At 62.0% G+C, this 16,288-nt stretch carries 14 protein-coding genes; 11 read left to right on the top strand and 3 right to left on the bottom strand.

All coding sequences use genetic code 11. From position 1 onward, the window contains the following. Window positions 1–61 precede the first annotated feature (61 nt). The 7 genes from plsY to rpmG all read left to right on the top strand — a co-directional run bounded on the left by plsY (window position 62) and on the right by rpmG (window position 9,375). Window positions 62–682: a glycerol-3-phosphate 1-O-acyltransferase PlsY gene (gene plsY / locus CUJ84_RS07085; protein ID WP_027685120.1), complete on the top strand. Its 621-nt coding sequence runs from the start codon at window positions 62–64 to the stop codon at window positions 680–682. Next, window positions 682–1,824 (top strand): DNA-processing protein DprA, encoded by a 1,143-nt coding sequence (dprA, locus tag CUJ84_RS07080; protein WP_105005699.1) that lies wholly within the window; start codon window positions 682–684, stop codon window positions 1,822–1,824. Before plsY ends, dprA begins: the two co-directional genes overlap by 1 nt. A gap of 249 nt (window positions 1,825–2,073) precedes the next feature. Then, window positions 2,074–4,728: a type I DNA topoisomerase gene (gene topA, locus CUJ84_RS07075; protein ID WP_105005698.1), complete on the top strand. Its 2,655-nt coding sequence runs from the start codon at window positions 2,074–2,076 to the stop codon at window positions 4,726–4,728. Window position 4,729: 1 nt separating this feature from the next. After that, the gene (rnr, locus tag CUJ84_RS07070; protein ID WP_105005697.1) at window positions 4,730–7,102 is read left to right on the top strand and encodes a ribonuclease R; all 2,373 of its coding nucleotides are present in this window, start codon (window positions 4,730–4,732) and stop codon (window positions 7,100–7,102) included. A 120-nt stretch (window positions 7,103–7,222) separates the two neighbouring features. After that, window positions 7,223–7,675: a DUF983 domain-containing protein gene (locus CUJ84_RS07065; RefSeq protein ID WP_105005696.1), complete on the top strand. Its 453-nt coding sequence runs from the start codon at window positions 7,223–7,225 to the stop codon at window positions 7,673–7,675. Between the two features lie 255 nt (window positions 7,676–7,930). Continuing rightward, window positions 7,931–9,115, top strand: coding sequence for an MFS transporter (locus CUJ84_RS07060; RefSeq protein ID WP_027685125.1), 1,185 nt, complete (start codon window positions 7,931–7,933; stop codon window positions 9,113–9,115). 92 nt (window positions 9,116–9,207) lie between these two features. Continuing rightward, window positions 9,208–9,375, top strand: a complete 168-nt coding sequence (rpmG, locus tag CUJ84_RS07055) for a 50S ribosomal protein L33 (RefSeq protein ID WP_003547442.1) — start codon at window positions 9,208–9,210, stop codon at window positions 9,373–9,375. A gap of 747 nt (window positions 9,376–10,122) precedes the next feature. Here the strand turns inward: rpmG and CUJ84_RS07050 are convergent. Next, window positions 10,123–11,496: a PleD family two-component system response regulator gene (locus CUJ84_RS07050; protein WP_105005695.1), complete on the bottom strand. Its 1,374-nt coding sequence runs from the start codon at window positions 11,494–11,496 to the stop codon at window positions 10,123–10,125. An 18-nt stretch (window positions 11,497–11,514) separates the two neighbouring features. Then, window positions 11,515–11,886: a response regulator gene (locus CUJ84_RS07045; RefSeq protein WP_003547430.1), complete on the bottom strand. Its 372-nt coding sequence runs from the start codon at window positions 11,884–11,886 to the stop codon at window positions 11,515–11,517. Between the two features lie 132 nt (window positions 11,887–12,018). Here CUJ84_RS07045 and CUJ84_RS07040 point away from each other — a divergent pair, with 132 nt between their 5' ends. Together CUJ84_RS07040 and CUJ84_RS07035 are read left to right on the top strand one after the other, a co-directional pair. Next, complete coding sequence (locus CUJ84_RS07040; RefSeq protein WP_105005694.1) at window positions 12,019–12,327, top strand: DUF3572 domain-containing protein; 309 nt, start codon at window positions 12,019–12,021, stop codon at window positions 12,325–12,327. A gap of 2 nt (window positions 12,328–12,329) precedes the next feature. Next, window positions 12,330–13,004 (top strand): hypothetical protein, encoded by a 675-nt coding sequence (locus tag CUJ84_RS07035; RefSeq protein WP_105005693.1) that lies wholly within the window; start codon window positions 12,330–12,332, stop codon window positions 13,002–13,004. Here CUJ84_RS07035 and CUJ84_RS07030 read toward each other — a convergent pair. Beyond that, a complete protein-coding gene (locus CUJ84_RS07030) occupies window positions 12,979–13,566 on the bottom strand; it encodes a GNAT family N-acetyltransferase (protein ID WP_105005692.1) in 588 nt (195 codons plus the stop codon). The two genes, CUJ84_RS07035 and CUJ84_RS07030, sit on opposite strands and share 26 nt — an antisense overlap. 76 nt (window positions 13,567–13,642) lie before the next feature. On the opposite strand from CUJ84_RS07030, the gene CUJ84_RS07025 reads away from it, so the two are divergent. Together CUJ84_RS07025 and CUJ84_RS07020 are read left to right on the top strand one after the other, a co-directional pair. Continuing rightward, a complete protein-coding gene (locus CUJ84_RS07025; protein ID WP_105005691.1) occupies window positions 13,643–14,935 on the top strand; it encodes a DNA polymerase IV in 1,293 nt (430 codons plus the stop codon). Window positions 14,936–15,027: 92 nt separating this feature from the next. Next, the gene (locus CUJ84_RS07020; protein ID WP_105005690.1) at window positions 15,028–16,284 is read left to right on the top strand and encodes a L,D-transpeptidase family protein; all 1,257 of its coding nucleotides are present in this window, start codon (window positions 15,028–15,030) and stop codon (window positions 16,282–16,284) included. The last annotated feature ends 4 nt before the right edge of the window (window positions 16,285–16,288 follow it).

Here is a 16,288-nt window from a genome sequence, read left to right as displayed (position 1 = left end):
TCCATCCCCCAGCGGGAGAAGGCTGACTCGAGGATAGGCCACGGAGGGGCTGAGGGGGCATATGTTATCCAATCTCATGTCATGGCAGATCACGCTGCCGATCGCGCTTGCCGCCGCCGTTATCGGCTATCTCTTCGGATCGATCCCCTTCGGACTGATCCTCACGCGTGCCGCCGGCCTCGGCGACGTGCGCAGCATCGGCTCCGGCAATATCGGCGCAACCAATGTGCTCAGAACAGGAAACCGGACGCTTGCCGCGGCGACGCTGCTGCTCGATGCGCTGAAGGCATCGGCCGCGGCCTGGATCGTCGGCTACTTCCTCGGTGAGGAGGCCGCGATCATCGCCGGTTTCTTCGCCTTCATCGGCCATCTGTTCCCGGTCTGGATCGGCTTCAAGGGCGGCAAGGGTGTCGCCACCTATATCGGCACCCTGCTCGGCGTCGCGCCGATCATGGTCGTGCTCTTCGCCGCCGTCTGGCTGGCGGTCGCTTTCACTACCCGCTACTCCTCGCTGTCGGCGCTGGTTGCCATGCTTGTCATTCCGGTTGCGCTGTGGATACTGGGCAACGAAAAGGTTGCAGCAGTGATGGCGATCATGACCCTCATCTCCTACTGGAAGCACAAGGCGAATATTTCGCGCCTGATGGGCGGGACGGAAAGCAAGATCGGGGCAAAGGGGTAATGGATGCGCTGAGCGCCGGACCAAAAGGCGTTGTTCTGACCGAACGGCAAAGAATTGCCTGGCTGCGCCTTATCCGTTCCGACAATATCGGCCCTGCCACCTTTCGCGACCTTATCAATCATTTCGGTTCGGCCGAGGCAGCACTTGCCGCACTGCCGGAGCTTTCGGCACGCGGTGGCGCCACGCGAGCAATCCGCATCGCCAGTGAGGCCGAGGCGCATCGGGAACTCGAGGCGGCGCGTCGCTTCGGCGCCCGCTTCGTCGGCATTGGCGAGCCGGACTACCCGCAAGCGCTGAAGCAGATCGACGGCGCGCCGCCGCTTCTGGCCGTTAAGGGCGCGCTTGCCGCCGCCAACCGACCGGCCGTCGGTATCGTCGGCTCGCGCAATGCCTCGATCGCAGGCGCGAAATTCGCGGCGATGGTGGCGCGCGACTGCGGCCGGGCTGGATATACCGTGGTCTCCGGCCTGGCGCGCGGCATCGATACTGCAGCCCACCGGGCAAGCCTCGACACAGGCACGATCGCCGCCCTTGCCGGCGGCCTCGACCAGCCCTACCCGCCGGAGAATATCGGCCTGCTTGAGGAGATAACCAGCGGCAACGGCCTGGCGGTGAGCGAAATGCCCTTCGGCTGGGAGCCCCGCGCCCGCGACTTTCCGCGCCGCAACCGGCTGATCGCTGGCATCGGGCTTGGCCTCGTCGTCATCGAAGCGGCATCGCGTTCGGGCTCGCTGATCACGGCACGGCTTGCCGGCGAGTTCGGCCGCCTGGTGTTTGCCGTGCCCGGCTCACCGCTCGATCCGCGCTGCCATGGCACCAACGGCCTGCTGAAGGACGGTGCTTCGATCGTCACCGCACCCGCCGATGTCATCGAGGCCCTGGCGCCGCTGGCGCAATTCGATCTGTTCCCGTCATCGATGGCCGAGGAGCCTGCGCCTGGCAGCAAGTCCATATCGGTGCCGCCCGGCGATTCCGATCGAAACCGCATCATCGATGCGCTCGGGCCGACCCCGGTCGAGATCGACGACGTCATCCGTCATACCGGCCTCTCGGCATCCGCGGTCTATCTCATCCTTCTGGAGCTTGATATTGCCGGCAGGCTGCACCGGCAGCAGGGCGGCCTCGTCTCGCTTTCCGATTGAACCTTGCGCGACATCAGGCGGCGGCTACGCGAATTGCCGAACCCTGTGTCGAAAAACCTTTGATAACCTATCTAAAATTGTATTTTGTCGATAATCTCCCCTCGGCTGCAACAGATGCAAGAGGTAAAATTGTAGCAAACCCCTTGACCGCGGCGATTTCCCTGTCCATGTCGGAGGGCCGATATCCAAGTTGCGGTATGTGTTGCGCTGGTTTCAACGCTGGCGTCGCTTCCTTTTTAGAGAATCATCATGAATGTTGTAGTGGTGGAATCGCCTGCCAAGGCCAAGACGATCAATAAGTATCTGGGTCCGGGATACAAAGTGCTCGCCTCCTTCGGCCATGTGCGCGATCTGCCTGCCAAGGATGGCTCAGTCCTCCCCGATCAGGATTTCGAAATGCTTTGGGAGGTCGACAGCGCCTCCGCCAAGCGGATGAAGGACATTGCCGATGCGGTGAAATCCGCCGATGGCCTGTTTCTCGCAACCGACCCGGATCGCGAAGGCGAAGCGATTTCCTGGCACGTTCTCGACATGCTGAACAAGAAGCGCGTGCTGAACGGCAAGCCGGTCAAGCGCGTCGTCTTCAATGCGATCACCAAGAAGGCGGTGCTCGACGCGATGGCCGATCCGCGCGACATCGACGTGCCGCTGGTCGACGCTTATCTCGCGCGCCGCGCGCTCGATTATCTCGTCGGCTTCAATCTTTCGCCGGTGCTGTGGCGCAAGCTGCCCGGTGCGCGGTCGGCCGGCCGCGTTCAGTCGGTGGCGCTGCGCCTGGTCTGCGACCGCGAATCCGAGATCGAGCGCTTTATTTCCGAAGAGTACTGGAACATCTCGGCGCTTCTGAAGACGCCGCGCGGCGACGAGTTCGAGGCAAGACTGGTTTCGGCGAACGGCAAACGGCTGCAGCCGCGCGCGATCGGCAACGGTGAGGATGCCGGCCGGCTCAAGGCATTGCTCGAAGGTGCGAGCTATGTCGTCGATACAGTTGAGGCGAAACCGGTCAAGCGCAATCCGGGACCACCGTTTACGACCTCGACGCTGCAGCAGGCCGCCTCCTCCAATCTCGGCTTCTCCGCCTCGCGCACCATGCAGATCGCCCAGAGGCTCTATGAGGGTGTCGATATCGGCGGCGAGACAGTCGGTCTCATCACCTATATGCGAACCGACGGCGTGCAGATGGCGCCCGAGGCGATCGATGCGGCGCGCAGCGCCATCGTCGACCAATTCGGCGAACGCTACATGCCGGAAAAGCCGCGCTTCTACTCGACCAAGGCGAAGAACGCCCAGGAGGCGCACGAGGCGATCCGCCCGACCGATTTCTATCGTTCGCCCGACCGTGTGCGCAAATTCCTCGATGCCGATCAGATCCGGCTCTACGAGCTGATCTGGAAGCGCGGCATCGCCAGCCAGATGGCGTCGGCCGAGATCGAGCGCACGACGGCTGAAATCACCGCCGATAACAAGGGTGAGAAGGCCGGGCTTCGCGCCGTCGGTTCCGTGATCCGCTTCGACGGCTTCATCGCCGCCTATACCGACCAGAAGGAGGATGGCGAGCAGAGCGACGATGGCGACGAGGATGGCCGCCTGCCGGAGATCATTGCGCGCGAAACGCTCGCCAAGCAGAAGATCAATTCGACCCAGCATTTCACCGAGCCGCCGCCGCGTTATTCGGAAGCCTCGCTCATCAAGAAGATGGAAGAGCTTGGCATCGGCCGCCCCTCCACCTATGCGGCGACCCTCGCGACGCTGCGTGACCGCGACTATGTGACGATCGACAAACGCAAGCTGATCCCGCAGGCCAAGGGCCGGCTGGTGACGGCTTTCCTCGAAAGCTTCTTCACCAAATATGTCGAATACGATTTCACCGCCGACCTCGAGGAAAAGCTCGACCGGATTTCGGCCGGAGAGTTGAACTGGAAGCAGGTGCTGCGCGATTTCTGGAAGGATTTCTTCGCCCAGATCGAGGACACCAAGGAACTGCGCGTCACCAACGTGCTCGATTCTCTGAACGAGGCGCTGGCACCACTCGTCTTCCCGAAACGGGAGGATGGCAGCGATCCCAGAATCTGCCAGGTCTGCGGTACCGGCAACTTGTCGCTGAAGCTCGGCAAATACGGCGCCTTCGTCGGCTGTTCGAACTATCCGGAATGCAACTACACCCGCCAGCTCTCCTCTGAAAACGGCGGAGAAGCGGACGGCGCAGCACTCAACGAGCCGAAGAACCTCGGCACCGATCCGACCACCGGCGAGGAATTGACGCTGCGTTCCGGCCGCTTCGGCCCCTATATCCAGCGCGGCGACGGCAAGGAAGCCAAACGCGCTTCGCTGCCGAAGGGCTGGAAGCCCGAGGACATCGATTATGAAAAGGCGATGGCGCTGATCTCGCTACCGCGCGATATCGGCAAACATCCTGAAACCGGCAAGATGATCTCGTCCGGCATCGGCCGCTATGGGCCGTTCCTCCTCCATGACGGTTCCTACGCCAATCTGGAAACCGTCGAGGACGTGTTCTCGGTCGGCCTCAACCGTGCCGTGACTGTTATCGCCGAAAAGGCGAAACAGGCCCCGGGCCGGGGCGCGCGCGGCACGCCGGCGGCGCTGAAGACGCTCGGTGATCATCCCGATGGCGGCGCCATCACCGTTCGCGACGGCAAGTACGGCCCCTATGTCAACTGGGGCAAGGTCAACGCCACACTGCCGAAGGGCAAGGATCCGCAGGCGATCACCGTCGAGGAGGCGCTTGCGCTGATCGTCGAAAAGGCCGGCAAGGCACCTGTGGGCAAGGCGGCCAAGGCGAGAGCCAAGCCGAAGGCGGCAGCCGCCGAAGCCAAGGCCACCAAGACGGCCGCCAAGCCGAAGGCAACGAAGGCGAAAGCGCCCGCGAAATCGAAAAAGAGCTGACGTGAGCAGGATACCGCGCGACAGAACGAACCCTTCGGGCAAGCGTCCGGGCAAGATCGGCCGCGCCGGCAAGGATGCCCCCGCCGTCGAGCCGCTGAACATCGTCCATGGCGCGCTGCCTTCGCGCGAGGTGATCCTGCGCTTCATCGCCGATCACCCGCAGAAAGCGTCCAAACGCGAACTCGCCAAGGCTTTCGGCCTGAAGGGCGACAACCGCGTCGAGCTCAAGCACATGCTGCAGGAGCTCGAGCAAGAAGGCATGCTGCAGAAGAACCGCAAGTCGCTGATCCGTCCCGGTGCGCTGCCGCCCGTCACGGTTCTCGATATCACCACGCGCGACAAGGATGGCGATCTGATCGGCCGGCCGGCGGAATGGCCGGAAGACCAGGGCGTAGCACCCGCCGTCGCCATCCGCCAGCAATCGCCCGCAGGCCGCCAGGGCAAGGGCAAGGCGCCCGTCGCCGGGCTCGGCGACCGCATCCTGGCAAAGATCTTCCCGGCCGTCGATCGCGGCGGACCGGCCTATACGGCGCGGATCATCAAGGTGATCGACAGGCGCCGCGGCGCATCGATGGGCGTTTTCCGCACTGCACCGGGCGGCGGCGGTCGTCTGCTGCCGATCGAACGGCGCGGCGAGGAGATGGTGATCGACCCCGACTTCACCGGCGGCGCCACGGACGGCGATCTGGTCGAAGTCGAAATCGCCCGTCTCGGCCGTTTCGGCCTGCCGCGCGCCAAGGTGCTTTCCGTCGTCGGTTCCGTCGGTTCGGAAAAGGCGATCTCGATGATCGCAATCCATGCACATGGCATCCCGCATGTCTTCCCGCCGGCCGTCATCGCCGAGGCGGACGCCGCAAAACCGGCCAGCATGTCGCATCGCGAGGATTGGCGCGACGTGCCGCTCATCACCATCGACCCGGCCGATGCCAAGGACCATGACGACGCCGTCTATGCCGAGCTCGACCCCTCGCCCGACAATCCCGGCGGCGTCATCGTCACTGTCGCGATTGCCGACGTCTCCTGGTATGTCCGCCCGAATTCACCGCTCGACCGCGAGGCGCTGAAGCGCGGCAACTCGGTCTATTTCCCGGATCGCGTCGTGCCGATGCTGCCGGAGCGCATCTCCAACGATCTCTGCTCGCTGAAGGAAGGCGTCGACCGCCCGGCGCTCGCCGTGCGCATGAGCTTTTCCAGCGAAGGCCGCAAGATCGGCCACACGTTCCATCGCATCATGATGAAGAGCGCGGCCAAGCTGTCCTACCAGCAGGCACAGGCGGCGATCGACGGAAAGCCGGACGATCAGACCGGCCCGATGCTCGAGCCGATCCTGAAGCCGCTGTGGCACGCCTATGAGGTGATGAAGCGCGGACGCGACCGGCGCCAGCCGCTGGAACTCGACATGCCGGAGCGCAAGATCCTGCTGAAGCCCGACGGCACGGTCGACCGGGTCTTCGTGCCGCCAAGGCTCGATGCGCATAAGCTGATCGAGGAGATGATGATCCAGGCGAACGTCTGCGCCGCCGAGACGCTGGAAAAGAAACGCCAGCCGCTGATCTATCGCATCCATGATGGCCCGACGCTTGCCAAGCAGGAGATCCTGCGTGAGTTCCTGGCCACGCTCGGCATCTCGCTTGCCAAGGGCGGCAGCATGCGCGCCAACAACTTCAACGGCATCCTGGCGAAGGCGGACGGCACACCGCACCAGACCATGGTCAACGAGATGGTGCTGCGTTCGCAGAGCCAGGCGATCTACGGCCCCGAGAATATTGGCCATTTCGGCCTCAACCTGATGAAATACGCCCACTTCACCTCGCCGATCCGCCGCTATGCCGATCTCATCGTGCATCGCGCCCTCGTCGGCTCGCTCGGTTTCGGCGAAGGCGGCATCACGCCCGACGAAGAGGCGGCGCTCGACGATATCGCCGCCGAAATCTCGACCTTCGAGCGTCGGGCCATGGCAGCCGAGCGCGAGACCGTCGACCGGCTGATCGCGCATCACCTCAGCGGTCGCGTCGGCGAGGAGTTTGCAGGACGGGTCTCGGGCGTGACGAAATCGGGGCTTTTTGTTGCCCTGCCGGACTATGGCGCCGACGGTTTCGTCCCCATATCTACGCTCGGCACCGATTACTTCATTTATGACGAGGTGCATCAAGCGCTCTCGGGTGAGCGAACAGGGCTCGGTTATCGCCTGGGCGACAGTGTCACCGTGAAACTTGCCGAAGCGATCCCGCTGGCCGGCGCGCTGCGTTTCGAGATGATCAGCGAGGGCCGCGAGATGCCGACGGCGGTGCGCTCCTTCCACAAAGCGGGCCGCCGCGACAGAGGCCAGGTTCGCAAAAAACCTGGAACAAGGCCGCCACGCGGACGCCACTAAAGCATCGCGCCGAAAGCGGACGCTGGTTTTCGGCAAAACGCTGCAACAACGAAGATCGCCGATGTTGGACGCGGTTCACAAAACGAATCCGATGCTTTCGGTCTGAAAGGGGAACTTGCGATGAGCACACCGACCGATCCGGTTGCCCGCTACGGGGATACGCCCGAGGTCGAGCGTCCGCTTGGGCGCTCCATCCTGCGCGGGCTGATGAACCGCTGCCCGGCCTGCGGCAACGGCAAGCTCTTTCGTGCCTTCCTGAAACCGGTCGATCATTGCGCGGCCTGCGGCGAGGCGATGCATCACCAACGCGCGGACGACCTGCCGCCCTATATCGTCATCCTCGTCCTCGGCCACGTCGTGGTCGGCGGCTATATGCTGACCGACATGACCTTCGTGCTGCCGGTCTGGGTGCATCTCGCCATCTGGGCGCCGATCACCGTCATCACCGCGCTTGCCTCGATCCAGCCGATCAAGGGCGGGGTCATCGGTCTGCAATGGGCGCTGCGCATGCACGGCTTCGGTGGCGAGAGTGACGGTCCGGACGATTATGACATCCCCGGCCGGCCGAATTAGCGCCTTCACCTTCCAGACATATTTAACGTGTAGTGCCAGCCCTCCACCGACCACCACCCGAATGCGAGAGCCGAAGATCCTCAAGACCTGACATGGTAAGCATTTATTGCCCGAACGGGCTTTACATTCCGCAGACGGTCACTCACATCGGAAATACTGCGAAGCGGCATCCGTCACCTGGATTTGGCACGTCTGTGTCTATCTATCTGACGGGAATCGGCCGATTCGTTCGCGCAGCTTTCTAAGGATGGATAAATGTCTCAGCCGAGAACCGGCACACCGGGCGATGTCGAAGAAATCCATTGGCCTTCTCTGGTGGCAGCCATCTCGTCCATATCTGCCGTTGGCATAGCAATCGGCCTCGGTCTGCCCCTCCTCAGCATCATCCTCGAAAAACGCGGCATCTCGTCCACCCTGATCGGGCTAAACACGGCGATGGCCGGGGTCGCGGCGATGGCCGCCGCACCGATCACCACCAAACTCGCCCATAAATACGGCGTTGCGCCGACAATGCTCTGGGCCGTGCTGATTTCGGCGCTGAGCGCGCTCGGCTTCTATTACGCCCAAGATTTCTGGATGTGGTTTCCGCTGCGTTTCGCCTTCCATGGCGCAACGACGACGCTGTTCATCCTCTCCGAATTCTGGATCAACGCCGCTTCGCCGCCTTCCAAGCGCGGTTTCGTGCTCGGCATCTATGCGACGGTGCTTTCCCTTGGCTTCGCAGCCGGACCTCTGCTCTTTTCGGTCCTCGGCAGCGACGGCATCTTCCCCTTCCTGATCGGCGCCGCCGCCATCCTGCTTGCGGCCATCCCGATCTTCATCGCCCGCGACGAGAGCCCGGTGCTCGAGGAAAAACCGGAGCTGCATTTCATGCGCTACGTTTTCCTGGTGCCGACGGCGACGGCGGCGGTCTTCATCTTCGGCGCGGTCGAAGCGGGCGGGCTGTCGCTTTTCCCGATCTTTGCCGTGCGCGCCCATTTCACCGAATCGCAGGCAGCACTTCTGCTCACCATGATGGGCGTCGGCAATGTCATCTTTCAGATCCCGCTCGGCCTGCTTTCCGACCGTATCGCCGACAAGCGGCCGCTTCTGGCCGGCATGGCGCTGATGGGCTTCATCGGCTCGATGATGTTGCCGCTATTGCTCAACAACTGGCTTCTGATGGCCGGGCTCCTGCTTTTCTGGGGCGGCTGCGTCTCTGGCCTCTATACGGTCGGCCTCAGCCATCTCGGCTCGCGGCTGACGGGGTCCGATCTTGCGGCAGCCAATGCTGCCTTTGTCTTCTGTTATGCGATAGGAACCGTGGCCGGGCCGCAGGCGATCGGCGCGGCGATCGATGTCGCTGGAAATAACGGTTTTGCCTGGGCGATTGCCGCTTTCTTCGGTCTTTACGCCCTACTTTCCGGCATCAGACTGATGTTCATTCGAAAACGGGCTTGACTTTTCGGGCGGGATTCGTAGTTTCGCGCCAGGATTTGCCGTGGAGCCCATCCGGCTTCCACGGCTTTCATTTTCTTAAAGGCAGGACGACCATGGCCAAGGCTACAACAATCAAGATCAAGCTGCTGTCGACAGCCGACACCGGTTTCTTCTACGTCACCACGAAGAACAGCCGCACGATGACGGACAAGATGACGAAGACGAAGTACGACCCGGTTGCAAAGAAGCATGTCGAGTTCAAGGAAACCAAGATCAAGTAATCACTTGGCCTGACGGATTTCACAAAAGCGCGCGCCTTCGGGTTGCGCGTTTTTTGTTGTCCGGCTTTGTGGTTTTCAAGATGATAGCGCAAACAGACAAAACGCCGCCCTTCCATCTTCGGGAAGTGGCGGCGTTTTCGTGAAAGGGGGTCGGCCAGCATGCAAAACGGCACGAGGAACCGCTATAACTTGCCTACTAGCCGACCGACCCCACGACCCAGGAGATGCGGCGGACCTGAGCATCATGGGGTATCGACAACTCCTCAACGGGAGCGCTTCTCTTATGAGCCGATAATTTGCGCAAAAATGAAAGAAAATCAACAAATTCTTAATGATGAATTTTCTCATCTTGATTCTATGGTTAAAAGTCCAGATTTGGGACATACAAAGTTTTGTCGTCTCTGCTTTGGATCGAAGCGTAGCGCCTGCTCTTTCCAAGATATTCGACAATATAACTTAATAACTTACGCCACCCCTCCCCTTACGTGAGGTGACGCCGCCGCAATCTATTTGACCCTGTCGGCGGCAGGCATTTTTTATAGTCTTCATTTCATTTTGAGCTATGGCCTGACGCTCTCAAGACTATCGCGCGGCAACACATCCGCGGCAACGCGGCGAGTCCATTTTTGAGCTATTGAGCTGCAATTTTTTCGCCCCGCGGTGCACAGGCGAAGATTAAAAATCGGTAACAATTCGCTTACCGCAGTGGAAAACCCGCAAATGGCGCCTATGGCGGCGAGTGATTCGTCAGGCGGCTGCGGCGACCACACGGTTGCGGCCGGTATTCTTGGCCTCGTAAAGAGCCAGATCCGCCTGTTTCATCAGCTGGTCGGGGGTCAGCACCTGCGCAATACGCGAGGCGATGCCGAAGGAAGCAGTGACATTCAGCGCTTCCCCGGCGTGTTTCAGCATGAAGGGAGCGTTTTCGATCGCCGCACGCAGGCGCTCGGCGACGGCGGCGGCAATTTCCGGCGAGGTGTCGGGCATCACGACAACAAATTCCTCTCCACCGTAGCGGCAGGCGAGATCGGCACCGCGGATGGTCGAACGGACGCGATTTGCGAATTCCCGCAGCACCTCGTCACCGCCGTCATGGCCGTAGGTGTCGTTCACATGCTTGAAGCGGTCGATATCGGTGATCAGCACCGAAAGCGGCCGACCGCGCGCCATCGAACGGTTGAAGAGCACGTTCAGATGATTGTCGAGATAGCGCCGGTTATAAAGGCCGGTCAGCGGATCGGTCACGGCAAGCTCGATCGTCTGCTTGACACTGGCGCGCAGCCGATCGTTGTAGCGCTTGCGGCGGATCTGCGTCAGGCTGCGGGCGACCAGTTCGTTGGGATCGACCGGGCGGATGATGTAGTCGTTGACGCCGAGATCGAGCGCGCGCACGACCATATCGTCAGCGCCCTGCTCGGTGATGATCAGGATCGGCAAAAAGCGGGTGCGTTCCAGCGAGCGCAGCTGCGAGCAAAGGCGAAGCGGATCGTAGTCGTCGAAGTTGGCGTTGACGATGACGAGATCGAACGCGCTTTCGGCCGCCTCGAAGAGGGCGGCCTGCGGATCGGAAAGGGCAAGCACGTCGGCGACGGGCTTCAGCGCCTTGATGATACGCTCTTGCGAATTGGCGCGGCCGTCGACAAGCAGGACCTGAGCGGTCTCGTCGGCGCGGCCCTCGCCTGCCCGCGTGAGGTCGTCGATGCCCATCGTATGGGCGGTGTCGGCACGGATGCGCAGCTCATCGCTCAACGTCTTCAGCCGCAGCAGGCTCTTTACCCGGGAGATCAGCTGCAGATCGTTGACCGGCTTGGTGAGAAAATCGTCAGCGCCAGCCTTCAGGCCGCGTACGCGATCAGCCGGCTGGTCGAGCGCGGTGACCATGACGACTGGAATATGGGCGGTCTTCTGGCTGGCCTTCAGCCTCTCGCAGACCTCGAAACCGTCTATGCCGGGCATCATGATGTCGAGCAGAATGAGATCGACCTGGTTGCGCTCGCAGATCGCCAGTGCCGTGTAGCCGTCCGCTGCGGTCATCACGTCGAAATACTCCGCAAGCAGCCGCGCTTCGAGCAGCTTCACGTTGGCCGGAATATCGTCAACCACCAGTATTCGCGCAGTCATAAGCGTCTTTCCGATGCGTCAGGCATCGCCCAGATAGGTCTTGATCGTCTCGATAAATTTCGGAACCGAGATCGGCTTGGAAACATAGGCCTCGCAGCCGCCTTGGCGGATCCGCTCCTCGTCCCCCTTCATTGCGAAAGCCGTAACGGCGATGACGGGAATCACGTGCAGCTCGTCGTCTTCCTTCAGCCATTTCGTAACTTCGAGGCCGGAGACCTCGGGAAGCTGAATATCCATCAGGATGAGGTCGGGCCGATGCTTGCGCGCCAGATCGAGCGCCTCCATACCGTTTCTGGTCTGGATCGTCGTATAGCCGGACGCCTCGATGAGGTCGCGAAAGAGCTTCATGTTGAGCTCGTTATCTTCTACAATCATCACCTGTTTGGGCATGACAAGCTGTCCCTACGTCCGTTCGCGCAGCGGTTCGTCCCATGACAAAGGCACATGCGGACAAAAGCTGCGTGAAACCGATAGTGCACGCTACCGGTATTTGGTTGAAGAAAAGGTAACTTACCCAGCGAAATGCAAAGCAACTTCAAGACTTCGAAACAACAGGCTGCCGACCCGCATGAGACGGCGATCGCCGTGCTCGGCTGGCTTGCCGACGATCCCGAAATGTTCGGCCGCTTTCTCGCCCTGACGGGTGTGGCGCCCGGCCAGGTGCGCAACGCCGTCAACGATCCCGGCTTCCTCGCCGGCCTGATGGATTTCCTGATGAACCATGAACCGACGGCGATGGCCTTCTGCGCGGCGAGCGGCATCCGCCCAGAGACGGTGACCGCGGCCTGGCAGCATTTCTCTTCGCCCGGCCTCGATTCCGGAGAATACTGACCGTGGCCTCCGGGGAATTCGACATCTCGCATATCCGACTCGGCGAACGGCCGTTGATCGTCTGTGACGTCGACGACGTCGTGTTGCAGTTCATCGGTCCCTTCCAGCTTTTCCTTCAGAGCCAGGGCCACGCGTTTCTGCCGCGATCGTTCCGGCTTCACGGCAACATCGTCTCGCAAGCCGACGGCATGGAGATCGAGGATCAAGAGGTCAGCCGGCTGATCGAGGGATTTTTCGAGGCACAAGAGCTGTGGCAGACGCCGCTCGACCGCGTGGTCGAAACGCTCGACCGCCTTTCGGAGGAGGCCGATATCCTGTTCCTGACAGCCATGCAGCCGCGGTTCCAGGACCAGCGCCGTCGCCTGCTGGACAGGATAGGCCTGCTCTTTCCGCTGCTTGCCACCGAGCAGCCCAAGGGGCCGATCGTTCACGCATTGCATGCCAGCCGCTCCCTTCCCGTCGTCTTCATTGATGATATGGCGCGCAATCTGCATTCCGTTAGGGAACACGTCGCCGATTGCCTGCTGATTCATCTGATGCCGAACTCGCCCGTCCATCGTTTCGCACCGGCGGCGGCCGACGACATCACCCGCGCCACCGACTGGACGCATGCGGCCGAGCTCATCGAGGCGCATTTTGTTTCCGCCACCTTCACGCGCGCAGTTCCAGCCGCATGAGCGGACGGCCGTCCTTGCGCCGTGCTACCGTCTCGAAACCGGCGGCATCGAAGATTGCCGTCGAGCCGATGCAGAGCGTCACTGATTTCGACTGCTTCACATGATCGATCGGACAGGCTTCGAGCAGCCGCGCTCCCTGGCGCCGCGCATGGTCGATCGCGCCGGCGAGCAGGCGATGGCTCATTCCCTTGCCGCGCAGTTTGGGCAGCAGGAAGAAGCAACTGACGGCCCAGATGGACGGATCATGCGCATCGCCTTCCTCCAGCGGCCGCGAGACGGTGCGCGGCGAATTGAACTGCGGCACGTCGTGGCGCGGCCCGACCTGCACCCAGGCGACCGGCGCGCCGTCGGCATAACAGAGGATGCCAGGCGGCGGACCCGCCTTGATCCGTCCCCGCATATGCGCCTTGCGTTCGTCGGCCGCCATCTCAGTCCTTATCGCATGCGGCAGGCGCAGCGCGACGCACCAGCAGTTATAGAAGGCACCCTGCGGCCCGAACACGATTTCGAAATCGTCCCAGCGTTCTGGCGTTACCGGCTCGAAACGAAGATCGTTATCCAAAGTCAAAGCTCCCGCCCTCTCTTGAGACTCGGAAGCTTAAGGCGTAATCTCCGACCGTTCAATCTTTGTTCTCATCATGACGCCTGCGCCTGACAAGACACCCGGCTTCTGTCGCGACTGCCTTGCCGAGCAGAAGGGCGAGGCGCGCCGGTGCATTTCCTGCGGCAGTCCCCGCCTCGTGCGCCATCGCGAACTCTATGCATTGACGCTGGCGCATATCGATTGCGACGCCTTCTACGCAGCGGTGGAGAAACGCGACAATCCGGAACTTGCCGACAAGCCTGTCATCATCGGCGGCGGCAAACGCGGTGTGGTTTCCACTGCCTGCTATATCGCCCGTATCCACGGCGTGCGTTCGGCCATGCCGATGTTCAAGGCGCTGGAGGCATGCCCTCAAGCGATCGTCATCCGCCCCGACATGGAGAAATATGTCCGGGTCGGGCGCCAGGTGCGCGCCATGATGCAGGATCTGACGCCGCTGGTGCAGCCGCTATCGATCGACGAGGCCTTCCTGGAGCTCGGCGGCACCGAGAGGTTGCATCACGATCCGCCGGCGCGCACGCTCGCCAAATTCGCCCGTCGCATCGAAAGGGAGATCGGCATCACCGTTTCGGTCGGGCTTTCCTATTGCAAATTTCTCGCCAAGGTCGCCTCCGATCTGCAGAAGCCGCGCGGCTTTTCGGTCATCGGCCGCGAGGAAGCGGTCGAGTTCCTGGCGCCGCGTCCCGTCACCACGATCTGGGGCGTCGGCAAGGCCTTTGCGGCGACGCTGGAGGCGGACGGCATCCGCACCATCGGCCAGCTGCAGCAGATGGAGGAAAACGATCTGATGCGCCGCTACGGCAGTATCGGCCAGCGGCTCGCCCGGCTGTCGCGCGGCGTCGACGACCGCGAGGTGCATCTCAACGATGCGGCCAAGAGCGTATCGGCCGAGACCACCTTCTTCGACGACATATCGCGCTACGACGATCTGGTGCCGATCCTGCGCAACCTCTCCGAAAAGGTCTCCTGGCGACTGAAGAAAAACGGCATTGCCGGCCAGACCGTGGTTCTGAAGTTGAAGAGCGCCGATTTCAAATCGCGCACCCGCAACCGCAAGCTCGAAGACCCGACCCAGCTTGCCGACAAGATCTTCCGCACCGGGCTCGAGCTTCTCGAAAAAGAGACAGACGGTACGAAGTTCCGCCTGATCGGCATCGGCGTCACCGATCTCGGCGATGCCGCCCGCGCCGATCCGCCCGATCTCATCGACCGGCAATCGGGCCGGCGGGCGGCAGCCGAAGCGGCGATGGACAAGCTGCGTGACAAGTTCGGCAAGAAAACGGTCGAGACCGGCTACACCTTCGGCAGCGGCAAGCGCGATCACTAACGCGTGAGGGCAGCCGGCGATCCGGCCTATAAAATCTTCCTTAAACTTCGTCTCATAATGTGCCGGGCAAGTATTGCGTATGGTTGGGTCTCATGTTCTCGCGTCTCGTCTTCGGCCTCGGCTTGCTGTCGGCCACCGCACTCGTGCACCCCGCTCTTGCCGCGGATGCGCGCACGCTGCAGATCATCGTCTCCAAGGACAAGCAGTCGCTTGTGGTCTATGACGGCACCGAGGTCGTCGCGACCTCGAAGGTCTCGACCGGCAAGGACGGCCACACGACGCCGAGCGGCATCTTCTCGGTGCTGGAAAAGCAGAAATACCACGAATCCAATCTCTATTCGGCGGCGCCGATGCCGTTCATGCAAAGGCTGACCTGGTCCGGCATCGCGCTGCACGAATCCAATTCGGTCCCGCGTTATCCGGCCTCACATGGCTGCGTGCGCATGCCCGGCGCTTTCGCAAAAATGCTTTATGGGATGACCGATCCCGGTGTCCCCGTCATTATCAGCGACGGTGAACTGGTGCCGCAGCCGATCGATCATCCGACCCTTTTCCATCCGGATGCACCGGCGGCGATGCCGCTGCTTTCGGATGTCGAACTGCGGCCCTCCATGCCCGACAGCCCCGAAAAGCCGGTGCAGGTGGCGATGAACGATACCGCTGCGATGCCGATGCCGGCAGCGCAGCCGATTGCGGCGCCCGAACCCGAGCCGCCGTCCGAGCCGATCAGCATGCTGATTACGCGCCGGACGTTGCGCGAGACAGTGATCGACATCCAGACCCTGCTCAACCAGCTGGGCTTTTCCGCCGGCAATCCTGACGGCTTGCTCGGTTCGTCGACCGTAGAGGCGATCAAGGCTTTCAAGACGCTACGGCCGGCGGAATTTGCCGGCGACAGGAGCCTGGTCTCCGACACGCTCCTCAGAGAAGTCTATGCCGCGGCTGGCAAGGGCGAGCCGCCGAACGGCGTCATCATGGTGCGGCAGGCCTTCAAGCCGATCTTCGAAGCGCCGGTGACGATCGCCGATCCGGGACTGGCGCTCGGCACACATTTCTTCACGCTGCATGCGGTCGATGAAAGGGCCGGCACCGCGGACTGGCTCGGCATCACGCTCGAGAACAATCTCTCCCGCGAGACGATGAAGCGGCTCCGCATCACCAATCAGGAAAGCTCGATCATAACAGGCAAGCCGATCGCCCGTTCACTCAGCCGGATTACCATCCCCGACGAGACCCGCCGCAAGATCGACGCCCTGATCGCGCCCGGCTCGACGCTGACGATCTCCGATACCGGCCTCGGCCGGGAGACCGGCGAAGGCACGGATTTCATCACCATCACCCGCGGGTGACGCG

It is taken from the genome of Rhizobium leguminosarum (assembly GCF_002953715.1).
GTDB lineage: Bacteria > Pseudomonadota > Alphaproteobacteria > Rhizobiales > Rhizobiaceae > Rhizobium > Rhizobium leguminosarum_V.
Note: the sequence above shows the minus strand (reverse complement) of the source record. Positions and strands in the feature narration are given on the sequence as shown.